The organism is Pseudomonas sp. PAMC 29040 (genome assembly GCF_003994535.1).
GTDB classification, from domain to species: domain Bacteria; phylum Pseudomonadota; class Gammaproteobacteria; order Pseudomonadales; family Pseudomonadaceae; genus Aquipseudomonas; species Aquipseudomonas paraversuta.
The window spans coordinates 35,988-57,171 of record NZ_RZAA01000005.1 but is presented as its reverse complement, the minus strand read 5'-3'; the positions used below and the strand labels follow the sequence as shown (position 1 = coordinate 57,171).

Sequence of the window (21,184 nt, the reverse complement as noted above, 5' to 3'; positions counted from 1 at the left end):
TTATTGACCTAACTTCAGGCGAGCAGTCTCGCCACTGGTGAAAGGAGCCACATCCACAGCCTGACCGTTGTAGGTCACCTGTGCGCCACGGGCATAGCCCAGACGCAGGGTCAGTGGAGGCTTGCCGCTCACTTCAAGATTCTCGCCCTTGCGCTTCAGACCACCAAACAGCACTTTGCCGGTGCCATCGGTGACTTGAGTCCAGCAATCGGCGGTGTATTGCAGATTGACCTTGCCAGTGCCTGCAACCGGTGCCGCGGGCGCCGCCGCATCAGGGACTGCAACAGGTGCCGGCACAACCGGGGTCGGGGCAACAGGGGCTGGCGTAGCGGCAGGCGTTACAGGCGTAACCGGCAATGCCGGCGCATCTGTCCCGGCCTGCTGCGCAGCAGGATCAGTCGCCACAGGCGTCTCGCCTTCGACCTTGGCTTCTGCCACTGCCTGGTCTTCCGGCTCGTCGAGCGGGTGAATCCGGGTCGTACCGTCAGCACCTTCAACTTCGACGTGTTCCGGAGCCAGACCGATCAGGTCCTTGGCGCGCATGGACGTCTGGTCCTGCCACCAGATGAAACCGCCACCTATCACGGCGATCAGCAACAGCAGGCTGACAATACGCAAAATGGTGTGGGAAACCCGCACAGGCTCTTCAATCCGGCCAAGACTGTGCACGTTGCTGCCATTGGCATCAGTCCCTGTGTACAAATCAAACTCATGGACCAGGCTGGTCTGATCCATGCCAAGCAATTTGGCATAGGCACGGATGTAACCGCGGGCAAAAGTATGGCCTGGCAGCTTGTCGAACGCCCCGGTCTCAAGGTTGCTCAGGGAACTGGCCGTGAGATTGAGTTTCAAGGCGACTTCAGCCAACGTCCATCCATTGTTTTCACGGGCCTGACGCAGAGTCTCACCGGGATTGACACGAGTCGCTGCTAGAACTTCGGGTTGCGCCGCTTTCATCATTGCTCCGACAGGTATTGCTGATATTCCGGCGTGCCGGGATAGAGTCGTTTTAGTTGCTGGCCATAATTGGCAGTTGGGGTGCGCTCGTCGAAAACACTCGCCAGTCGCGCACCGAGCAATAGACTACGTGCATTTTGCCCGCTAAGCAGGCTAAAACGATCGTAATAGTCACGTGCGGGCACATAATGCCTGTCTTCGTAAGACAACTCAGCCATTTCGAGCAGTGCACGGGGTTGTTGACGGTTCAGGCGCAAGGCTTTTTCGAGCTGCTGGCGACCCGCATCCCGTTGCCCCAGCCTGAGTGAAGCGACCCCCAGGTTCTCGTAGATGCGCGAACGCTCGGGATAAAGGTTGTCGGCCAGGGCTTTGTGGAATTGATCATGGGCCTCCTGATAACGCTGCTGCCCGAAAAGCAGGCTGCCATAGTTATTCAGGATCCGGGCATCGTCCGGCCGCGCACGCAGTGCTGTGCGAAAGGCCTGCCCGGCCAGTTCGAACTCCTGCTCGGACTGAAACACCAATGCCAGGGCAGCATTGGTGTCCGGATCAGTCTTGTCGAGTTCCAGGGCTTTACTCAAGGGGATCCTGGCCTGCTCGGTCATACCCTGCTGAAGATAACCCAGCCCCAGTTGAACATATGCCTCGCGCGCCGCGTTACGCCCCTTGTCAGTGGTCATCGGGTTTGAGCCGCCCGATGACACACAGCCAGCCAAAAAGCTGAGCAAGCCAAAAGAAAGCGCGGCGCGCAGGATCATGGATGTCCTCTCTCAGGGAGCCGGCGAAGCATTTTGCGTTACATCGCCTTCGCCGCTCTGCTCGTGCCCGGCAACCCAGCGCTCGCTACGACGGGTACGGTCATTGACCTGACCGACCAACTGGCCGCAAGCAGCGTCGATGTCTTCACCGCGAGTGGTACGCACTGTCACGTTATAACCGGCTTGATGCAGCAGATCCTGGAAACGGCGAATGGCGTTATTGCTTGGACGCTCATAGCCCGAATGCGGGAACGGGTTAAACGGGATCAGGTTGATCTTGCAAGGGGTGTCCTTGAGCAACTCGATCATTTCCACGGCATGTTCGACGTGGTCGTTGATGTCTTTGAGCATGGTGTACTCAACGGTCAAGACACGCTTCTCGCCCAGGGTCGACATATAGCGACGGCAGGACTCAAGCAGCATTTTGAGCGGGTACTTTTTGTTGATCGGCACCAACTGGCTGCGCAATGCATCGTTGGGTGCATGCAGCGACAAAGCCAGGGAAACGTCGATGTGCTTGGCCAGCTCATCGATCATCGGCACCACGCCCGAGGTAGACAGTGTCACCCGGCGCTTGGAGATGCCGTAGCCCAGGTCATCCATCATCAGATGCATGGCGGCAATCACGTTGTCAAAGTTCAGCAGCGGCTCACCCATGCCCATCATCACCACGTTGGTGATGGCACGGTCGGCGGTTGCCGGGACGCTGCCAAAGGATTTGTTGGCAATCCACACCTGGCCGATTACTTCGGCGGCGGTGAGGTTGCTATTGAAACCTTGCTTGCCGGTGGAGCAGAAACTGCAATCCAGGGCACAGCCAGCCTGGGACGAAACGCACAAAGTGCCACGTTTGCCCTGGGGAATGTAAACGGTTTCGACGCAGCTGCCGGACTCGACACGAACCACCCATTTACGGGTGCCATCGGTGGAGATGTCCTCGCTGACGACTTCAGGTCCACGAACCTCAGCAATGGCCTTGAGCTTGTCGCGCAAGGCCTTGCTGACGTTAGTCATGGCGTCGAAATCATCGACGCCAAAGTGGTGAATCCACTTCATGACCTGACCGGCACGGAAACGCTTCTCCCCGATTGAGTCGAAGAATTTCTCCATTTGGGGCTGAGTCAGGCCCAGCAGGTTTGTTTTGCCAGTCGTTGCAATCATGTCTTCACCCTCACTCACGAGCCAATACTTAGCGAGTGGTTACTTCAGTAGCTGCGAAAAAGTAGGAGATTTCGCGAGCAGCAGCTGCTTCAGAGTCGGAACCGTGAACAGCGTTAGCGTCGATGGATTCAGCGAAATCAGCACGGATAGTGCCGGCAGCTGCTTCTTTAGGGTTGGTAGCGCCCATCAGTTCGCGGTTCAGAGCGATGGCGTTTTCGCCTTCCAGAACCTGAACAACAACCGGACCGGAGATCATGAAAGCAACCAGGTCGCCGAAGAAGCCACGAGCGCTGTGCTCAGCGTAGAAGCCTTCAGCTTCAGCTTTGGACAGTTGCTTCAGTTTGGAAGCTACAACCTTCAGGCCGGCTTTTTCAAAACGGGTGGTGATCTCGCCGATAACGTTTTTTGCAACAGCGTCAGGCTTGATGATGGAGAAAGTGCGTTGAACAGCCATGGTGTAACTCCAGAAACAGTGATTTAAGCGAAAAATTAAACCCGCGAATTATACGCGGGTTCTTGGGTATTTCATAATTACGCGCGTTGCAAGTTTAGTCCGCTTCTTCGATCCACAAGCCCTGAATGGCTTCGAGGACCTTCTCGCCGCCACGATCAGGGATGTCATCGAACTCAGGCAACGCCATGACCAGGTTGCGCAGCTTGACGAAATTCACCGTCAGCGGATCGACATCCGGATGGGCTTCGGCCAGTTGTATCGCGATTTCCTGCACATCAACCCATTTAAGGCTCATGACAATTCCTTATCAGTGCGGCGCTTCGGCGGCGTGGTTGAGCGAGTATTTCGGAATTTCGACCGTGATGTCTTCAGTGCCAACCCGGGCCTGACAGCTCAGGCGCGAGGTCGCTTCCAGACCCCAGGCCCGATCGAGGTAGTCTTCTTCCAGCTCGTCAGCCTCATTGAGGGAGTCGAAGCCTTCACGAATCACACAGTGACAAGTGGTGCAGGCGCAAACACCGCCGCACGCGCTTTCGATTTCGATGTGATTGTCGTGGGCCACTTCGAGAATGGTTTTGCCGGTCTCAGCCTCAACAACCATACCGTCCGGGCAATGCTCGGCGTGTGGCAGAAAAATGATCTGCGGCATCAGTTATTCCTCGATTTCATTCAAGTTGCGTCCCGACAGGGCGGCTTTAACCGTCAAGTCCATGCGCCGGGCAGCGAAGGCATCGGTCACTTGCGACAGACGCTTGGTCTGCTGCTCGATGGCATAACCATCGGTGCCTTTCAACAATTGGGCCAGTTCCTGCATTTGCAGTTCGATGACCATCCGCTCTTCGGCGTCCAGCAAACGATCGCCATCAACATCCAGCGCCGCCTGTACCGCCTCGATCAGACGCTGAGCATCGACCTGCTGCTCACGCAACACCCGTGCGACCTTGTCGTCACTGGCGTACTGGAACGAATCCTTGAGCATTTTGGCGATTTCACCATCGGTCAGACCGTAGGACGGCTTGACCTGAATGGTTGCCTCGACACCCGACCCCAGTTCGCGGGCCGTCACATTGAGCAAACCATCAGCATCGACCTGGAAGGTGACGCGGATTTTGGCGGCACCGGCCACCATGGGCGGAATGCCACGCAATTCAAAACGCGCCAGGGAGCGGCAATCACTGATCAGCTCGCGCTCGCCCTGCAGCACATGAATCATCATGGCCGTCTGGCCGTCTTTATAGGTGGTGAAGTCTTGCGCACGAGCCACCGGGATTGTGGTGTTGCGCGGAATGACCTTCTCCATCAGGCCGCCCATGGTCTCAAGACCGAGCGACAGCGGAATCACGTCCAGCAACAACAGTTCGCCACCATCACGCTTGTTACCGGCCAGGGTGTCGGCCTGAATCGCAGCACCAATGGCGACCACCTGATCGGGGTCGATATCGGTCAATGGCTGACGACCAAACATTTCGCCAACCGCTTCGCGCACACGCGGCACGCGGGTCGAACCACCGACCATCACCACCGCCTGAACTTCATCAAGCTCAATATTGGAGTCACGTACAGCACGGCGACAAGCCTTCAGACTGCGGGCAATCATCGGCTCGATCAGGGCATCGAAAGCTTCACGGGTCAGCTCGGCCTGCCAGTCGCCATAAGCGACGGATACAGACGAAGCATCGGTCAGACCTTCTTTGGCAGCGCAGGCAATTTGCAGCAATTGGCGCTGGGTGCCCGGATCGAGATCCGCCGACAAACCTCCCTGCTCGACAATCCAGCTGGCAATCGCATGGTCAAAGTCGTCGCCGCCCAGGGCGCTGTCGCCGCCAGTGGCCAGGACTTCAAACACACCGCCGGTCAAACGCAGGATCGAGATATCGAAAGTACCGCCACCCAGGTCATAGATGGCGACCACGCCTTCAGCGTGCTGGTCAAGACCGTACGCCACGGCAGCAGCAGTCGGCTCGTTGAGCAGGCGCAAGACATTGAGCCCGGCCAGTCGCGCCGCATCCTTGGTGGCCTGACGCTGAGCGTCATCGAAATAAGCCGGCACGGTGATCACCGCCCCTACCAATTCTCCGCCCAAGGTTTTTTCAGCACGCTCGCGCAGTACTTTCAAAATGTCGGCTGACACCTCTACCGGGCTTTTCGGGCCCTGCACGGTGTCAATGAACGGCATGTGCGACTCACCGCCCACAAAGCGATAAGGCAGCTGCTCGCCCAATTGCTTGACGTCGGACAGACCACGACCCATCAAGCGCTTGACCGACAGCACGGTATTGAAAGGATCACTGGAAGCCGCCAGACGGGCAGACTCGCCCACCTCGATGCGATCGGCGTGATAACGCACCGCAGACGGCAGGATGACTTTGCCGTCAGCATCGGCTAGCGGCTCGGAAAGACCGCTGCGCAAAGCAGCGACCAGCGAATTGGTAGTGCCCAAGTCGATCCCCACAGCCAGACGTCGCTGGTGCGGTTGAGGACTTTGGCCGGGTTCGGCGATCTGCAGTAGGGCCATCGTAATCAGGACTTATCTGTATATCAGGCGTGCAACCGTGGCGGCACTGGGTTAATCGTCGAGGCGCTCTTCTAACTGGCGCACTTCGTAAGTGAGCTTGTCGAGGAACTGCATGCGGCGCATCAGGCGCTCGGCCTGTTCGCGCTGCGCTGCATCATTCCAGCAAGCAGCGAAGCTGTCGTTCAACTGATCCTGAGCGGCTTTGAGCCGACGCTTGAATGCAGCAATACCTGCCATATCGGCGCTGTCCTGCAAGTCTTCAAGCTCTTCGCGCCAATGCATCTGCTGCATCAGAAACTCGGGATCATGCACCGTGACTTCCAGCGGCATCTCACGCCCATTCATCGCAAGCAGGTAACGCGCGCGCTTGGGTGGGCTTTTGAGCGTCTGGTAGGCCTCGTTGAGGCTGGCGGATTGCTCCAGCGCCAGTCGTTGCTCACGCTCGGAAGCATCAGCAAATCGATCCGGATGCACACCACGCGCCAACTCACGGTAGCGCGTGGCCAACTGCTCGAGATCCAGCGTGAAGCTCGGCTGCAGTTCAAATAATGCGAAATGACAAGGAGTGCCCACGAGTAGCCTCAGATGTTGAAGCTTTCGCCGCAGCCACATTCACCGCGCACGTTGGGATTGTTGAACTTGAAGCCTTCGTTCAACCCTTCCTTGGTGAAATCGAGTTCGGTACCGTCGAGATAGGTCAGGCTCTTGGGATCGATGATCACCTTTTCGCCATGACTCTCAAACACCTGGTCCTCACTGCCGACCTCATCAACGAACTCCATCACATAGGCGAGACCGGAACAGCCCGTAGTGCGAACACCCAGACGAATCCCCTCACCCTTGCCGCGCCCGTCAAGGGAACGACGAATATGCCGGGCCGCCGCTTCTGTCATGCTGATAGCCATCAGGACTCCTTACGAATCGCCAGTATCATCACCCTGCCCGCGCCATTGCTGGCAGCGGGCAAACGGATCAGATCAAACCTTTCTTCTGCTTGTAATCGCGAACAGCTGCCTTGATGGCGTCTTCTGCGAGTACCGAGCAGTGAATTTTTACCGGTGGCAAGGCCAGCTCTTCAGCCAGCTGAGTGTTTTTGATGGTCTCTGCTTCATCCAGAGTCTTGCCCTTCATCCACTCGGTTGCCAGGGAGCTGGAAGCGATTGCCGAACCGCAACCATAGGTCTTGAACTTGGCATCTTCAATGATGCCCTGCTCGTTGACCTTGATCTGCAAACGCATCACGTCGCCGCACGCCGGTGCACCCACCATGCCGGTGCCGACATCCGGGTCTTCCGCGTCCATCTTGCCGACGTTGCGCGGGTTTTCGTAGTGGTCGATGACCTTTTCGCTGTAAGCCATGGTACTAATCCTCACTCATCAGAGAGTCGCTCTTGAGACGCTGCAATGCTGCTGTTCGCTGCGTTTACAGCGCCTGCCTGTGGCGACTTAAATTGTTAGTGCGCCGCCCATTCGATTTTCGAAATGTCGATGCCGTCTTTGTACATGTCCCACAGCGGCGACAGTGCGCGCAGCTTGGTAACAGCCTCGCAAACCTTCTGCGCGGCGTAATCAATTTCTTCTTCAGTGGTGAAACGACCGAAGGTGAAGCGGATCGAGCTGTGTGCCAGTTCGTCGTTACGGCCCAGGGCGCGCAACACGTAGGACGGCTCAAGGGAAGCAGAGGTACAGGCCGAACCGGACGACACGGCCAGATCCTTGAGCGCCATGATCAGCGACTCGCCTTCAACATAGTTGAAGCTCAGGTTCAGGTTGTGCGGTACGCGGGCGGTCATGCTGCCGTTGACGTACAGCTCTTCAAGGTGTTCAACCTGCTTGAAGAAACGGTCGCTCAGGGCTTTGATCCGGATGTTCTCGGCGGCCATTTCTTCTTTGGCGATCTGGAACGCTTCGCCCATGCCCACGATCTGGTGGGTAGCCAGGGTGCCCGAACGCATGCCGCGCTCATGACCGCCGCCGTGCATGGCAGCTTCGATACGTACGCGAGGCTTGCGGCTTACATAAAGTGCGCCGATACCTTTAGGACCGTAAGTCTTGTGAGCCGAGAAGGACATCATGTCGACTTTCAGTTTTGCCAGGTCGATTTCAACCTTGCCAGTGGACTGGGCCGCATCGACATGGAACAACACGCCGCGCGAGCGAGTCAGCTCACCAATGGCGGCGATATCGTTGACGGTGCCGATTTCGTTGTTCACGTGCATGATCGAAACCAGGATGGTGTCATCACGCATGGCCGCTTCAACCATGGCCGGCGTTACCAGACCGTCGGTACCCGGTTCGATATAGGTCACTTCAAAGCCTTCGCGCTCCAGCTGACGCATGGTGTCGAGGACGGCTTTGTGTTCAATCTTGTCGGTGATCAGGTGCTTGCCTTTGGTGGCATAGAAATGCGCGGCACCCTTGATCGCCAGGTTGTTGGCCTCGGTTGCACCGGAGGTCCAGACAATTTCACGCGGGTCGGCGTTAACCAGATCGGCGACCTGACGACGGCCATTCTCCACCGCTTCTTCAGCCTTCCAGCCAAATACGTGGGAGCGCGACGCCGGGTTACCGAAGTTGCCGTCAACCAGCAGGCAGTCGCTCATTTTTTGAGCAACACGCGGATCAACCGGGGTAGTGGCTGAATAATCGAGGTAAATTGGCAATTTCATGGACTATCTCCTAAATCAGGCTGGCTGGCGCACCGTCGTTTTTATGCAATCACTCGACGGCGGACGCTTCGATCTTATCCAGGTGTGGCGCCTTGCCATTACAGCGGCGTTGATCCTGACGCTGGGCTACTTCTTGTACCTCACGGCGAGTGACAAGATCAGCCAAGCTGATACCGCTGAGAAAATCGTGGATCTGCAGGCTCAGGTCGCACCACAAATGGTGGGTCAGGCACGTGTCGCCGGCATGGCAATCGCCAAGCCCCTGGCAACGCGTGGCATCGACGGACTCGTTCACTGCATCGATAACCTGGGCTACCTGAATACCCTGCATGTCGCGCGACAGCTGATAGCCGCCGCCCGGGCCACGCACACTGGAAACCAGACTGCTGCGGCGCAACTTGGCAAACAGTTGCTCAAGGTAGGATAGGGAAATGCCCTGGCGTTCGGAAATATCAGCCAGGGACACCGGCCCGTGCTGTGCGTGCAACGCCAAATCAAGCATTGCAGTAACGGCGTAACGGCCTTTTGTAGTCAGTCTCATGGACAGGTACCACGGAATTCGGAATGGAGGCGAGTATGCTATTCCCGACTATTTAAGTCAAGTATTAGACCTAGTACTTTAGTCGGGATTACCCGCAAAACAGCGCGCGCATTGTAGCAGGGTATGCGGCGTAATGGCACATGAGGCATCAAGGCCTGACGCGCAAGACCCCGGGGGCCCCAGAGGCCGGCGACTGCTCAGCGCAGCGTCACCAGACCAGCTCCCCCAGGGTCAAAGCAAGACCTAGACCGCCTTGCCTTGATCCTTGTCCTTGACGCAGGCGAAGTCCTCTTCGCGCAGCTGCGGCAGGTCCTGAGCGCAATAAGTGCTGCCCAGATCCTTGAGCGCCCCGCACATGCCATCAAGCTTGCCGTCGACCGCCTGCAGATGATCCAGCAACTGACCAATGGCCCGCGCCACCGGATCCGGCATGTCCTCGCCGACACCGTAAGCATCAAAGCCAATCTTCTCGGCCATGGCCTTGCGCTTGGCTTGTGCCTCATCGTCGCTCTTGATGATGATGCGCCCCGGGATCCCGACAACCGTCGCCCCGGCAGGCACCTCTTTGGTCACCACGGCATTGGAGCCAACCTTGGCTCCGGCACCCACGGTAAACGGACCAAGAACCTTGGCCCCCGCCCCCACCACAACCCCGTTTTCCAGAGTCGGATGGCGCTTGCCCTTGTTCCAGCTCGTGCCGCCCAGCGTCACACCCTGATAAAGGGTCACGTCGTCGCCGATTTCAGCCGTCTCACCAATGACGATACCCATGCCGTGGTCGATGAAAAACCGACGCCCCACCTTGGCCCCCGGGTGAATCTCGATCCCGGTCAGCCAGCGCCCGAAGTTCGACACCAGCCGAGCCAGCCATTTCCAGCCAGCCCCCCACAGCAAAGCGGACAAGCGGTGAATCCAGATGGCATGCATGCCCGGGTAGCAGGTCAACACCTCAAAAGCATTACGCGCAGCAGGATCACGATGAAACACACTCTGGATATCTTCACGCAGACGCTCGAACATCATTAATCCTTGCGCTTGAGCAACTCGCCACGAGCTGCTTTTTGGGTTTCGGTGAGAATGCCACGCAAAATGTTCATTTCTGCACGACTGACCGAGCTGCGCCCGTACAGTCGGCGCAAGCGCGCCATGAGGTGACGCGGTTTTTCCGGATCCATGAACTCGATGGCCACCAGGGTCTGCTCCAGATGCTCATAGAAGCGCTCCAGTTCATCCATGGTCGCCAGCTCGCCACTTTTAGTGGAAGCCACTTCCTCTTTTTCGATTTTGCTCGGCTGACCCTGAGCCGCCAGCCATGACATGCGGATCTCGTAGCTCAAGACCTGCACGGCAGCACCCAGATTCAGAGAGCTGAATTCGGGGTCCGAAGGGATATGCACATGAAAGTGGCAACGCTGCAGCTCTTCATTGGTCAGGCCGGAATCTTCACGACCGAACACCAGGGCGATTTCAGCCCCCTGCCCCGCTTCTTCCACCACTTTCTGCCCGCACTCGCGCGGGTCCAGCAGCGGCCAGGGGATACGACGATCACGGGCACTGGTGCCCAGCACCAGATTACAACCCACCAGGGCATCTTCCAGGGTGGCAACGACTTGTGCATTCTCAAGAATGTCACCCGCCCCCGACGCCCGGGCATCAGCCTCATGGTGCGGAAACAACCTGGGCTCCACCAGAACCAGCCGCGACAATCCCATGTTTTTCATGGCACGCGCAGCACCGCCGATGTTCCCGGGATGACTGGTATTGACCAGAACGACACGAATATTAGGCAGCAAAGGAAGCGCTCACAGGCCAACAAAAGGGAGCAAATCTTACCTAAGCGAAACGCCATAAGCTACGAAAGCTAATGCAAACCTTCATCTACTGAACTTTTCTGATAGAATATTCGGCTTTCTTTAACGACCTAGGTGAAACGTCCATGCAGCCCATGCTGAATATCGCGCTGCGCGCCGCCCGCAGCGCCAGTGAATTGATTTTCCGCTCCATCGAGCGCCTGGATACCATCAAGGTCGACGAAAAAGACGCCAAGGATTACGTCTCTGAAGTCGATCGTGCTGCTGAACAGAAAATCATCGACGCCTTGCGCAAGGCCTACCCGACACACGGCATCCGCGGTGAAGAAACCGGCATGCACCCAGGCAGCGGTGAAGGTGAAGACTACCTGTGGATCATCGATCCGCTGGATGGCACCACCAACTTCCTGCGCGGCGTTCCACACTTCGCCGTAAGCATCGCCTGCAAATACCGTGGCCGCCTTGAGCACGCAGTGGTTCTCGACCCGGTTCGCCAGGAAGAATTCACCGCCAGCCGTGGCCGTGGCGCCCAGCTCAATGGTCGCCGCCTGCGTGTCAGCGGTCGCACCAGCCTTGATGGCGCCCTGCTGGGTACCGGCTTCCCGTTCCGCGACAACCAGATGGACAACCTAGATAACTACCTGGGCATGTTCCGCAGCCTGGTTGGCCAGACTGCCGGCATCCGCCGCGCCGGTGCTGCCAGCCTGGACCTGGCTTACGTTGCAGCCGGCCGTTATGACGCATTCTGGGAGTCGGGCCTGTCCGAGTGGGACATGGCAGCAGGCGCCCTGCTGATCCAGGAAGCCGGCGGTCTCGTCAGCGACTTCACCGGCGGCCACGATTTCCTTGAAAAAGGCCACATCGTTGCCGGCAACACCAAGTGCTTCAAAGCTGTACTGACCGCAATCCAGCCACACCTACCGGCCTCGCTGAAACGCTAAGCGAACTCCGCGCATAAAAAAAGCACCCTTCGGGGTGCTTTTTTTGACTGCCATTCCAACAAAGACCTGACCAACCTTTGACCGGACTCCGGATACCAGCAGACTCGATATCCGCAATGCCCCGCTGAACAGCCCGCCCCGGCAGTGGCATTAATTCAGGATCAACTTGCCCTGCTTGTCGACGGCAATTTCATTGCCCGGCTCATGATCCATCCGCACCTTGCCTTCCTTGCCATCCAGCGAGTAACGCACGTCATAACCGACAACCTTGTCGCTGATGTCGTTGACCGTGTTGCAGCGCGTTTGCGTCGTGGTATAGGTATCGCGGTTCTGCATGCCTTCCTGAACCTTGTTACCGGCATAGCCACCACCGACCGCACCGGCCACCGTGGCGATCTTCTTGCCGTTACCACCACCCACCTGATTACCCAGCAAACCACCAGCGACTGCACCCAGTACGCTACCGACGATCTGATGCTGATCCTTGACCGGCGCCTGACGCGTCACAGTCACATCCTTGCACACCTCACGCGGTGTCTTGATCTGTTGCGTGACCGGCTGAACAGCCAATACCTGCGCAGACTCAGGGCCTTTAACCAGGGTGTAGGTGGCAAAAGCGCCCCCGGCGGTCACAGCCACCGCACCTAAAACAGCACCTACCAGCAAAGACTTGTTCACTTGAACCTCCAAACCATCACAGATGGGAAAAATCCCACGCTAATCCCAGCCTTGGAGCACAAAAAAAGGCGCGAGTTCAATACTCGCGCCTTTTTAGATAACAACTCGAAGATGATTAACCGTTATGGACGGTCATCGATCTCCTTGTCGGTCACAACAGGAGGAATCAAATCTTCGGCGCTCAGGTTCAACCAGATCAGCACCACGTTGGCGATGTAGATCGACGAGTAAGTACCCGCCAATACGCCCACGAACAGCGCGATCGAGAAGCCCCACAGGTTATCGCCACCGAAGATCAGCAGTGCCGCGATCGCCAACAGGGTGGAGATCGAGGTCGCCATGGTGCGCAACAGGGTTTGCGTGGTCGAGATGTTGATGTTATCGATCAGGCTGGCCTTGCGCAGCACCCGGAAGTTCTCCCGCACCCGGTCGAATACCACGATGGTGTCGTTGAGCGAGTAGCCAATAATGGCCAGCACCGCCGCCAGCACCGTCAGGTCGAAGGTAATCTGGAAGAACGACAGCACGCCCATGGTCACGATCACGTCGTGAACCAGAGACACGATCGCGCCCACCGCGAACTTCCACTGAAAGCGGAAGGCCAGGTACAGCATGATGCCGCCCAGCGCCATCAGCATGCCGAGGCCGCCCTGGTCGCGCAGCTCTTCACCCACTTGCGGGCCCACGAACTCAACGCGCTTGATGACCGCAGGGTTAGCCGTATCGGCCTGCCCCAGAGCCGCTGCAACCTTGTTGCCCAGCAACGGATCATCGCCAGGCATACGCACCAGCAGATCGGTGGTAGCACCAAAGCTCTGTACTACAGCGTCATGGAAGCCTGCCGAGGCAAGCTCGGTACGCACCTTGGTCAGGTCTGCCGGCTTCTCGTAGGTCAGCTCGATGAGCGTACCGCCAGTGAAGTCCAGGCCGTAGTTCATGCCCTTGTGGAACATGCTGAACAAAGCCAGCACGGTGAGTACTACAGTGACGCCGAACGCAACGTTGCGAACGCCCATGAAGTTGATTGTACGTAACATGGCAGCCCCTTAAATCCACAACTTCTTGAAGTCCCGACCGCCGTACACAAGGTTGACCATTGCGCGGGTCACCATAATGGCCGTGAACATCGAGGTAAAGATCCCGAGGGACATGGTCACCGCAAAGCCTTTGACCGGCCCGGTACCCATGGCAAAGAGAATCCCGCCAACCAGCAGAGTTGTCAGGTTGGAGTCGACAATCGCCGTAAATGCACGACTGAAGCCTTCATTGATCGCTCGCTGCACCGTCATGCCATTGGCGATCTCTTCACGAATCCGCGAGAAGATCAGCACGTTGGCATCGACCGCCATACCCATGGTCAAGACGATACCGGCAATCCCCGGCAGGGTCAGGGTTGCACCCAGCACCGACATCAGAGCCAGCAGCAAGACCATGTTGCCCGCCAGTGCCACCGTCGCAATCACACCGAAGAAACGGTAGATGGCAATGATGAAGATCGACACGAACAGCATGCCCCACAGCGATGCATCGATACCCTTGGTGATGTTGTCAGCACCCAGGCTAGGACCAATGGTGCGCTCTTCAGCGAAGTACATTGGCGCTGCCAGACCACCGGCACGCAACAGCAAGGCAAGCTCGGAAGCCTCACCCTGACCATTCAGACCGGTAATCCGGAACTGGCTGCCCAGTGGCGACTGGATGGTCGCCAGGCTGATGATCTTCTTGTCTTCCTTGAACGTCTGGGTCGGCACGTCCTTCTCGACACCGTCGACCACTTGCTTGGTATAAGTCGTCACCGGGCGCTGCTCGATGAAGATTACCGCCATGCTGCGGCCCACGTTGCTGCGGGTCGAACGACTCATCAGCTCGCCACCGTGACCATCAAGCTTGATGTTCACCTGTGGACGACCGTGCTCGTCAAAGCCTGCCTGAGCGTCTGTCACCTGGTCACCGGTGATGATCAGACCGCGCTCGATTTGCGCGCCAGGACGATTGCCTTCGCGGAATTCGAACGTCTCGGAAGTGGCTTTGGAAGCGCCCGGCTCTGCTGCCAGACGGAACTCAAGGTTGGCCGTCTTGCCCAGAATACGCTTGGCTTCGGCGGTGTCTTGCACGCCCGGCAGTTCAACCACGATGCGGTTGGCACCCTGACGCTGAACCAGAGGCTCGGCAACACCCAACTCGTTGACCCGGTTACGGACCGTTGTCAGGTTTTGCTTGATGGAATACTCACGGATTTCCGCCAGCTTGGCCGGGGTCATCGCCAGACGCAGAACCGGCTGACCATTGAGATCGGCTGTGGTTACGTCAAAGTCATTGAAGTTCTTGCGGATCAGACTACGCGCTTGCTCACGGACCGCTTCATCAGTGAAACCCAACTGAATGGCGCCATTGAGTTGCGGCAGGCTGCGATAACGCACCTTCTCTTTACGCAGCAGACTTTTGACATCGCCTTCGTACACTTTCATACGTGCATCGACGGCTTTATCCATGTCCACTTCCAGCAGGAAGTGCACACCACCAGACAAGTCCAGACCCAGTTTCATCGGGTGAGCACCCAGACTACGCAACCATTGCGGCGTGGTCTGTGCCAGGTTGAGCGCTACGACATAGTCGTCACCCAAAGCCTTGCGCACCACATCCTTGGCGGGTAGCTGGTCGTCTTTCTTGACCAGACGCAGCAAACCACCTTTGCCGCCCTGGGCCAAAGAGGCTGCCTTGACTTCAATGCCTGCATCGGTCAGTGCCTTGCTTGCACGATCCAGATCAGCCTGGCTGACCTGCAAAGCCGTGCTCGCACCCGAAATCTGGATTGCCGGGTCATCAGGGTACAGATTGGGAGCGGAATAAATAAAACCGATCGCCAGCACAGCCAGGATCAGAATGTATTTCCACAGAGGGTATTTGTTCAGCATCAATCACGCCGCCCGCTTAAAACGCGGGGCGCCTTGCGCGCCCCGTCGATTGTTAAAAGTTGAAACTTTAGATCGCTTTCAGCGTGCCTTTAGGCAACGTGGCTGCAACAGAGCCTTTCTGAATTTTCAGTTCAACAGTGTCCGACACTTCAATCACAACGAACGCATCGGAAACTTTGACGATTTTGCCGGCGATACCGCCAGTAGTTACGATCTCGTCACCTTTTTGCAGGTTACCCAACAGGGCTTTCTGCTCTTTGGCGCGCTTGGCCTGTGGACGCCAGATCATCAGATAGAAGATGACCAGGAAGCCGACCAGGAAAATCCATTCAAAACCGCCACCCATAGGGCCAGCAGCGGCAGGTGCAGCAGCGTCCGCGAAAGCGGAAGAGATGAAAAAGCTCATTAAGCACTCCAGTTGCAATGTTGTTTCTTAAAGGTCCGAAACTCAGTCCAAGGGCGGCACAGGCAGCCCGCGCTTGGCATAGAAGGCGTCGACAAAGGTGGCCAATGTACCCTGTTGAATAGACTCGCGCAAACCAGCCATGAGCACCTGATAGTGCCGCAAATTATGGATGGTATTGAGCATGCTCCCCAGCATTTCGCCGCACTTGTCCAGATGATGCAGATAAGCGCGGGAGAAGTTCTGGCACGTATAGCAGTCACAGGTCGGATCCAGCGGCGAATCATCATGGCGATGAAACGCGTTACGGATCTTGATTACACCGGTATCAATAAACAGATGCCCGTTGCGGGCATTGCGGGTTGGCATCACGCAATCGAACATGTCCACACCGCGGCGCACACCCTCAACCAGATCTTCCGGCTTGCCAACTCCCATAAGGTAACGAGGTTTGTCAGCAGGCATCATCCCGGGCAGGTAATCCAGCACCTTGATCATTTCGTGCTTGGGCTCGCCCACCGACAGACCGCCGATGGCCAGGCCATCAAAACCGATCTTGTTCAGGCCTTCGAGCGAACGCTCGCGCAGGTTCTGGTGCATGCCGCCCTGAACGATGCCGAACAAGGCCGCCGTGTTGTCACCATGGGCAATCTTGGAACGCTGGGCCCAGCGCAACGACAGCTCCATGGAAACACGCGCCACGTCTTCATCGGCCGGGTACGGCGTGCACTCGTCAAAAATCATCACCACGTCGGAGCCCAGATCGCGCTGGACCTGCATCGACTCTTCCGGCCCCATGAACACCTTGGCACCATCAACCGGCGAAGCAAAGGTCACGCCCTCTTCCTTGATCTTGCGCATGGCGCCCAGGCTGAACACCTGGAAACCACCCGAATCGGTCAGGATCGGACCTTGCCACTTCATGAAATCGTGCAGGTCGCCGTGCTTCTTGATCACTTCAGTGCCAGGACGCAACCACAGGTGAAAGGTGTTGCCCAGAATCATCTGCGCGCCGGTATCGACGATATCGCGCGGCAGCATCCCCTTGACCGTGCCGTAGGTACCGACCGGCATGAAGGCCGGGGTCTCGACCACACCGCGGGGAAAGGTCAGACGACCGCGACGAGCCTTGCCATCAGTGGCAAGCAGCTCGAAAGACATACGACAGTTGCTCATGCTTGATCCTCAGGGGCCGGGGCAGGAGCCGTCGGCGCAGGATTGCGGGTGATGAACATTGCATCACCGTAACTAAAGAAGCGGTACCCATGCTCAACCGCAGCCTTATAGGCCGCCATGGTTTCGGGATAACCGGCGAACGCCGAAACCAGCATCAGCAGCGTGGATTCAGGCAAATGGAAATTGGTCACCAGGGCATCGACCACATGGAACGGCCGGCCCGGGAAGATAAAGATATCGGTATCGCCACTGAACGGCTTGAGCACGCCATCGCGGGCAGCACTCTCCAGCGAACGGACGCTGGTCGTACCTACCGCAATCACCCGCCCGCCCCGTGCACGGCACGCCGCCACGGCATCCACCACATCCTGGCCGACTTCCAGCCATTCAGTGTGCATATGGTGATCTTCAAGACGCTCGACCCGCACCGGCTGGAACGTACCGGCACCTACGTGCAGGGTCACGAACGCAGTCTCGACGCCCTTGGCGGCAATCGCCTGCATCAACGGCTCATCGAAGTGCAGCCCCGCCGTCGGTGCCGCGACCGCACCGAGGCGCTCGGCGTACACCGTCTGATAGCGCTCGCGGTCCGAACCTTCATCCGGACGGTCGATATAAGGTGGCAACGGCATATGCCCGACGCGGTCCAGCAGAGGCAAAACCTCCTCGGCAAAGCCCAGCTCGAACAACGCATCGTGGCGCGCCAGCATCTCGGCTTCGCCGCCGCCATCAATCAGGATTTTCGACCCTGGTTTCGGCGACTTGCTGGAGCGCACATGCGCCAGTACCCGATGACTGTCGAGCACCCGTTCAACCAGAATTTCCAGCTTGCCGCCCGAGGCCTTCTGGCCGAACAAGCGAGCAGGAATTACCCGGGTATTGTTAAACACCATCAGATCGCCCGGGCGTAAATGCTCAAGCAAATCAGTGAATTGACGATGTGCCAGTGCCCCGCTCTCCCCATCCAGGGTCAGCAGGCGACTGTTGCGGCGCTCCGCCAAAGGATGGCGTGCGATGAGTGAATCAGGGAGCTCGAAAGTAAAGTCAGCAACGCGCATGATAGGTTTCGTCTAGCAGGGCCGGGAAGTTTAACGGACTTAGTAAAAATAGACCAATAAGTTGTTGACCGACCTAAACCTCATCTCTATACTTCGCCGCCATTGAGCCCTGATGGCGGAATTGGTAGACGCGGCGGATTCAAAATCCGTTTTCGCAAGAAGTGGGAGTTCGAGTCTCCCTCGGGGCACCAAACAGCAGCAACTGCAAGTCTCTAACAGGACTCGCAGCACAGAGAAACCGGCCCCCGAGCCGGTTTTTTTGTGCCTGACGATCCACCCCTGCCTGCCCTCCCCGCTGTATCCCTGCATCCCAGTATCCCCACTTGTTTCCTTAGAAAAATACCGAATTTTCGGATAGAAGAAAAAGGCCTGGCACCCTCCCCCCTCAACTAGATCCGCACCTACCTCGACAAAGACATACTCCCGGCACTTGGCGAAAACCTCTCGACGACATCACGCGCACCGAATGCGCCGACCTGCAGGCCAGCATTGAGGTCCGTGACGCCCGCAACGTCGCCGAAAAATGCCGCACCTGGGTCAATCAGATCTTTGGCCGGTCAATTGGCTAAGGACTTATCGTCCTGCTGCCGCTCTTCTTGAGGCTTGCTGTAGCGCTGTATCCAGGCATAGAGGCTATGCGTCGACACGCCGAGACGGGCCGCTACATCAGCGACAGGCAGCTTCTTTTCGGTCACTTGATTGACTGCTTAGACTTTGAATTCTTCGGGATAACGCGGGTTGCTCATGGCACCTCCTCATTGGCCTCAGTTTAAGGCAAAGAGGTGTCTAGGAAACCCGGGACTATTCAGCTCCCTAGTCAAAAACACCATCAAACCAATTTGTGAACACGCCACCCCACGAATAAGCTGCACCAAGTACCTGTAGGCAGGTTCCGGGTAAGCATGATGAGACTCACCACCTGATATATTGCCCACCAGCCATTGGCCAGCCAATCCCATACAGAACAAGGAATGTGAAAGTGAAGTTCCCCTCAATATTAGTGCTTGCCCTGCTAACGACAGGCTGCGCAATTGGCCCTGACGCTGCTGTTGAATGGGTGACAGTTCGCAATACAGACCAATTCACGGACAAGTCGAGCTGCGCTGTAACCGTAGGAACCTATTACACCGGCCGCGGGATATATACCGTCAGCAATCAGTACTACCCGTACATTGAGGCGGTAAACGGTGATCTGCGAGTAGGCGTTAAAAGCGGTGGGCGCTTTCTGATACCTGTCGGTGACGTTCAGCTCAGAATCGATCAGAACAAGGCTTGGACGATCAGCACCAGCGAAACCCCGCTGGACTATGTGCCCGAGGGCCAGCTTAAAGCTATGCAAGCTTATGCGCCGAAAGATCCCCAGCAACAGCAAGTAGTGGAAAACGCCTACAAGGCTGCGATGGAGACTACAGCACGGACCATGTCGCCTTTTACAGCAGCAACGGGTGAAAAGGCTCGGTCAATTCTCAAAGAGATGCGAGCCGGAAAGACTCTTATCTATCGAACTGTTGGCTTGAATCAAGCCGCGTCTACCACTGGCGAGTACGCATTGGACCAGTCGCTCGAGAGCGCTTTGCGCCAATGTGGCATCCAGTGACCCTGACAGCCTGATATACATCGCGCGCACCTCCTCTTGACTCCTAAAGTGCGATAAATCTCTCTCAGGACAGAATTGATCGGTATCGGTACGCACTTTGGCATACGTGCCTAAGACAGGCGCCAGCTACACGCGAAGAGCAAGAGCAGTTACTTTTCACGGCAAAGTATTTCACCTACCAGCTAAGGAAGCGTTACGTGTCTAGCTATACACCCGAAGACCTGAAGCAACGAGCATTCGAGAGAGCTGCTTGGGTGTTGGAGCATCACTGGGAAGAGCAAAAGGACTTGTTACCTCGCGCGGCCCGTGTGCACTCCAGGATGTTCGATACTCTCATCCACTCAAGCCTCATCCTCTATGGAGTATCTATAAATGGAACAGGGCACACGGAGCACCTTGTTCCCTGCTCACTGATCCGCGATCAAGCGTTCAAGATGTTTTGGGATGGCAAAGACGTAAACGCGGTCGCCCTAATGCTTCGGCGAACACTAAAAATTGCCCACATCACCAAAGAGGAAGCAAGGATCCTCGATTTCGACCTCGGCCTTAAAACGACTATGCCCGGTGTCTGGTGCTTTGAAACGGGCGACGTGACTGCACGCCTAGATGTTGCTGGGATCAAACTGACACTGGTCGATCTGGGCCAATAGCTGGCGCACAGCAATACGCAGAGTTGGTACGCGTTCGGCTGCGTACCGGCAGCAGGTTCGCACTGAGACACGTACCTTCTTAGGCGAGGCTGGCGCAAACCTTAGCGGTGGTCACCACGAAAAGTTACCAATTCGCACGGTGCCAAGCTCGAAGCTTCCACCAAAAGCAGTTGTTTTATCTGGCAACCAAGGCCAAGCGCCTGATCACTCATAGAGGTGCCCGAACATTCCAGAGGCTATAAGTGCCTCCCACACTTTGTTCATCGCTTGGATTGCCCCCTGCACCATAGGCATCTCCAGCCTATAGATCGTAGCGGGATAGAATCAATATATGTCGACCGTGATAAAAGCTTGTGGACTGTACCTGCGGAAAAAAAGAAGATGCACAGCGGCTCAGTGAGCCTCACCCCTGAATGGCATTGATAACGCTGCCCTCTACGCTGCAGCCAGGCTTGCGTGGCCAGGATTGATCCCGCGCCACTTGGCGTATTTCTGCACGCCCCGTGAAAATCCGCGCAAATGCACCTAGGGTTAATCATCCAGCGCTGCATGTCTGGAGGGTTTATTGTCGGGCCGCGAAAAAAATATTGCTGTCCATTACCGCTCCTGAAAGCGATTAATCACTCAAACAAATTTTCAAAGCTGCCCATTTTTTGGCGATCCGGCACCTTGCAGGCAAATTGCACTATCGTTCCAACACCGCAGCTAATGCCTTATCCAGCATACGATTTTCTGTTTATCACGCTCATGCAATGTGGGATTTAAAAGAGTCTTAATTACAACTTCCCGATAAAAATTATTACCCAGCATTACATATAACGTCAAAAAAACGACAACCCCTCAAACAATCCGCAACTCTGCCATTGTATTGACACGACAGTTTGCCCCCGGTAATAATCT

At 56.8% G+C, this 21,184-nt stretch carries 23 protein-coding genes, 1 tRNA gene and 1 pseudogene; 4 read left to right on the top strand and 21 right to left on the bottom strand.

What is annotated here, in order from left to right; all coding sequences use genetic code 11:
* From WG29040_RS10260 to trmJ, 14 genes are all read right to left on the bottom strand, one after another.
* Complete coding sequence (locus tag WG29040_RS10260) at positions 1 to 957, bottom strand: RodZ family helix-turn-helix domain-containing protein (RefSeq protein WP_127196107.1); 957 nt, start codon at positions 955 to 957, stop codon at positions 1 to 3.
* Positions 957 to 1,715 carry a type IV pilus biogenesis/stability protein PilW gene (gene pilW / locus WG29040_RS10255; RefSeq protein ID WP_010655613.1) on the bottom strand — a complete coding sequence of 253 codons (759 nt, stop codon included), beginning with the start codon at positions 1,713 to 1,715 and terminating at the stop codon, positions 957 to 959. The genes WG29040_RS10260 and pilW overlap by 1 nt, the downstream gene beginning before the upstream one ends.
* Before the next feature lie 12 nt (positions 1,716 to 1,727).
* A complete protein-coding gene (gene rlmN, locus WG29040_RS10250; protein WP_003443359.1) occupies positions 1,728 to 2,876 on the bottom strand; it encodes a 23S rRNA (adenine(2503)-C(2))-methyltransferase RlmN in 1,149 nt (382 codons plus the stop codon).
* A 28-nt stretch (positions 2,877 to 2,904) separates the two neighbouring features.
* Entirely contained in the window at positions 2,905 to 3,330 is a 426-nt protein-coding gene (gene ndk, locus WG29040_RS10245) for a nucleoside-diphosphate kinase (RefSeq protein WP_003443361.1), read from the bottom strand.
* 94 nt (positions 3,331 to 3,424) lie between these two features.
* Entirely contained in the window at positions 3,425 to 3,625 is a 201-nt protein-coding gene (gene iscX, locus WG29040_RS10240; protein ID WP_003443363.1) for a Fe-S cluster assembly protein IscX, read from the bottom strand.
* A gap of 12 nt (positions 3,626 to 3,637) precedes the next feature.
* A complete protein-coding gene (fdx, locus tag WG29040_RS10235) occupies positions 3,638 to 3,979 on the bottom strand; it encodes an ISC system 2Fe-2S type ferredoxin (RefSeq protein ID WP_003443365.1) in 342 nt (113 codons plus the stop codon).
* Positions 3,980 to 3,982: 3 nt separating this feature from the next.
* On the bottom strand, positions 3,983 to 5,845 hold the full coding sequence (gene hscA, locus WG29040_RS10230) for a Fe-S protein assembly chaperone HscA (protein ID WP_127196106.1): 1,863 nt from the start codon (positions 5,843 to 5,845) through the stop codon (positions 3,983 to 3,985).
* Between the two features lie 51 nt (positions 5,846 to 5,896).
* Positions 5,897 to 6,418: a co-chaperone HscB gene (gene hscB / locus WG29040_RS10225; RefSeq protein ID WP_003443369.1), complete on the bottom strand. Its 522-nt coding sequence runs from the start codon at positions 6,416 to 6,418 to the stop codon at positions 5,897 to 5,899.
* Between the two features lie 8 nt (positions 6,419 to 6,426).
* A complete protein-coding gene (gene iscA / locus WG29040_RS10220) occupies positions 6,427 to 6,750 on the bottom strand; it encodes an iron-sulfur cluster assembly protein IscA (RefSeq protein WP_003443371.1) in 324 nt (107 codons plus the stop codon).
* A 67-nt stretch (positions 6,751 to 6,817) separates the two neighbouring features.
* Positions 6,818 to 7,204 (bottom strand): Fe-S cluster assembly scaffold IscU, encoded by a 387-nt coding sequence (gene iscU, locus WG29040_RS10215; protein ID WP_003443374.1) that lies wholly within the window; start codon positions 7,202 to 7,204, stop codon positions 6,818 to 6,820.
* A 95-nt stretch (positions 7,205 to 7,299) separates the two neighbouring features.
* Complete coding sequence (locus tag WG29040_RS10210; protein WP_003443375.1) at positions 7,300 to 8,514, bottom strand: IscS subfamily cysteine desulfurase; 1,215 nt, start codon at positions 8,512 to 8,514, stop codon at positions 7,300 to 7,302.
* Positions 8,515 to 8,563: 49 nt separating this feature from the next.
* A complete protein-coding gene (gene iscR, locus WG29040_RS10205) occupies positions 8,564 to 9,055 on the bottom strand; it encodes a Fe-S cluster assembly transcriptional regulator IscR (protein WP_003443378.1) in 492 nt (163 codons plus the stop codon).
* Positions 9,056 to 9,298: 243 nt separating this feature from the next.
* Positions 9,299 to 10,075, bottom strand: a complete 777-nt coding sequence (gene cysE / locus WG29040_RS10200; protein ID WP_003443380.1) for a serine O-acetyltransferase — start codon at positions 10,073 to 10,075, stop codon at positions 9,299 to 9,301.
* Between the two features lie 2 nt (positions 10,076 to 10,077).
* Complete coding sequence (trmJ, locus tag WG29040_RS10195) at positions 10,078 to 10,848, bottom strand: tRNA (cytosine(32)/uridine(32)-2'-O)-methyltransferase TrmJ (protein WP_003443383.1); 771 nt, start codon at positions 10,846 to 10,848, stop codon at positions 10,078 to 10,080.
* 143 nt (positions 10,849 to 10,991) lie between these two features.
* Between trmJ and suhB the strand changes: the two genes are divergently transcribed.
* The gene (gene suhB / locus WG29040_RS10190) at positions 10,992 to 11,807 is read left to right on the top strand and encodes an inositol-phosphate phosphatase (protein ID WP_003443386.1); all 816 of its coding nucleotides are present in this window, start codon (positions 10,992 to 10,994) and stop codon (positions 11,805 to 11,807) included.
* Between the two features lie 150 nt (positions 11,808 to 11,957).
* Here suhB and WG29040_RS10185 read toward each other — a convergent pair whose 3' ends face one another.
* The 6 genes from WG29040_RS10185 to queA form a co-directional block, all read right to left on the bottom strand.
* Complete coding sequence (locus WG29040_RS10185) at positions 11,958 to 12,485, bottom strand: glycine zipper 2TM domain-containing protein (RefSeq protein ID WP_003443390.1); 528 nt, start codon at positions 12,483 to 12,485, stop codon at positions 11,958 to 11,960.
* Positions 12,486 to 12,607: 122 nt separating this feature from the next.
* The gene (gene secF, locus WG29040_RS10180) at positions 12,608 to 13,522 is read right to left on the bottom strand and encodes a protein translocase subunit SecF (protein WP_003443393.1); all 915 of its coding nucleotides are present in this window, start codon (positions 13,520 to 13,522) and stop codon (positions 12,608 to 12,610) included.
* Between the two features lie 9 nt (positions 13,523 to 13,531).
* Positions 13,532 to 15,400, bottom strand: a complete 1,869-nt coding sequence (secD, locus tag WG29040_RS10175) for a protein translocase subunit SecD (RefSeq protein ID WP_003443396.1) — start codon at positions 15,398 to 15,400, stop codon at positions 13,532 to 13,534.
* A gap of 67 nt (positions 15,401 to 15,467) precedes the next feature.
* Positions 15,468 to 15,806, bottom strand: coding sequence for a preprotein translocase subunit YajC (yajC, locus tag WG29040_RS10170; RefSeq protein WP_003443398.1), 339 nt, complete (start codon positions 15,804 to 15,806; stop codon positions 15,468 to 15,470).
* Between the two features lie 42 nt (positions 15,807 to 15,848).
* Positions 15,849 to 16,964, bottom strand: a complete 1,116-nt coding sequence (gene tgt, locus WG29040_RS10165) for a tRNA guanosine(34) transglycosylase Tgt (RefSeq protein ID WP_003443399.1) — start codon at positions 16,962 to 16,964, stop codon at positions 15,849 to 15,851.
* Positions 16,965 to 16,975: 11 nt separating this feature from the next.
* Positions 16,976 to 18,037 carry a tRNA preQ1(34) S-adenosylmethionine ribosyltransferase-isomerase QueA gene (gene queA, locus WG29040_RS10160; protein ID WP_003443400.1) on the bottom strand — a complete coding sequence of 354 codons (1,062 nt, stop codon included), beginning with the start codon at positions 18,035 to 18,037 and terminating at the stop codon, positions 16,976 to 16,978.
* A gap of 106 nt (positions 18,038 to 18,143) precedes the next feature.
* On the opposite strand from queA, the gene WG29040_RS10155 reads away from it, so the two are divergent.
* A tRNA-Leu gene (locus WG29040_RS10155) sits at positions 18,144 to 18,228 on the top strand.
* A gap of 384 nt (positions 18,229 to 18,612) precedes the next feature.
* Here the strand turns inward: WG29040_RS10155 and WG29040_RS10145 are convergent.
* A pseudogene (locus tag WG29040_RS10145) lies at positions 18,613 to 18,732 on the bottom strand (transposase); the annotation flags it as partial.
* A gap of 284 nt (positions 18,733 to 19,016) precedes the next feature.
* Here WG29040_RS10145 and WG29040_RS10140 point away from each other — a divergent pair.
* Positions 19,017 to 19,634, top strand: coding sequence for a hypothetical protein (locus WG29040_RS10140; RefSeq protein WP_010655610.1), 618 nt, complete (start codon positions 19,017 to 19,019; stop codon positions 19,632 to 19,634).
* 197 nt (positions 19,635 to 19,831) lie between these two features.
* Positions 19,832 to 20,284 carry a hypothetical protein gene (locus tag WG29040_RS10135; RefSeq protein ID WP_010655609.1) on the top strand — a complete coding sequence of 151 codons (453 nt, stop codon included), beginning with the start codon at positions 19,832 to 19,834 and terminating at the stop codon, positions 20,282 to 20,284.
* Positions 20,285 to 21,184 lie beyond the last annotated feature (900 nt).

Bases quoted from the DNA above. Each gene is read 5' to 3' on its own strand.
- suhB (WP_003443386.1), top strand. From the start codon at position 10,992: ATGCAGCCCATGCTGAATATCGCGCTGCGCGCCGCCCGCAGCGCCAGT.
- iscR (WP_003443378.1), bottom strand. From the start codon at position 9,055: ATGAGACTGACTACAAAAGGCCGTTACGCCGTTACTGCAATGCTTGAT.
- cysE (WP_003443380.1), bottom strand. From the start codon at position 10,075: ATGTTCGAGCGTCTGCGTGAAGATATCCAGAGTGTGTTTCATCGTGAT.
- pilW (WP_010655613.1), bottom strand. From the start codon at position 1,715: ATGATCCTGCGCGCCGCGCTTTCTTTTGGCTTGCTCAGCTTTTTGGCT.
- fdx (WP_003443365.1), bottom strand. From the start codon at position 3,979: ATGCCGCAGATCATTTTTCTGCCACACGCCGAGCATTGCCCGGACGGT.
- queA (WP_003443400.1), bottom strand. From the start codon at position 18,037: ATGCGCGTTGCTGACTTTACTTTCGAGCTCCCTGATTCACTCATCGCA.
- secD (WP_003443396.1), bottom strand. From the start codon at position 15,400: ATGCTGAACAAATACCCTCTGTGGAAATACATTCTGATCCTGGCTGTG.
- secF (WP_003443393.1), bottom strand. From the start codon at position 13,522: ATGTTACGTACAATCAACTTCATGGGCGTTCGCAACGTTGCGTTCGGC.
- tgt (WP_003443399.1), bottom strand. From the start codon at position 16,964: ATGTCTTTCGAGCTGCTTGCCACTGATGGCAAGGCTCGTCGCGGTCGT.
- iscA (WP_003443371.1), bottom strand. From the start codon at position 6,750: ATGGCTATCAGCATGACAGAAGCGGCGGCCCGGCATATTCGTCGTTCC.
- ndk (WP_003443361.1), bottom strand. From the start codon at position 3,330: ATGGCTGTTCAACGCACTTTCTCCATCATCAAGCCTGACGCTGTTGCA.
- rlmN (WP_003443359.1), bottom strand. From the start codon at position 2,876: ATGATTGCAACGACTGGCAAAACAAACCTGCTGGGCCTGACTCAGCCC.
- WG29040_RS10210 (WP_003443375.1), bottom strand. From the start codon at position 8,514: ATGAAATTGCCAATTTACCTCGATTATTCAGCCACTACCCCGGTTGAT.
- iscX (WP_003443363.1), bottom strand. From the start codon at position 3,625: ATGAGCCTTAAATGGGTTGATGTGCAGGAAATCGCGATACAACTGGCC.
- iscU (WP_003443374.1), bottom strand. From the start codon at position 7,204: ATGGCTTACAGCGAAAAGGTCATCGACCACTACGAAAACCCGCGCAAC.
- WG29040_RS10260 (WP_127196107.1), bottom strand. From the start codon at position 957: ATGAAAGCGGCGCAACCCGAAGTTCTAGCAGCGACTCGTGTCAATCCC.
- yajC (WP_003443398.1), bottom strand. From the start codon at position 15,806: ATGAGCTTTTTCATCTCTTCCGCTTTCGCGGACGCTGCTGCACCTGCC.
- hscA (WP_127196106.1), bottom strand. From the start codon at position 5,845: ATGGCCCTACTGCAGATCGCCGAACCCGGCCAAAGTCCTCAACCGCAC.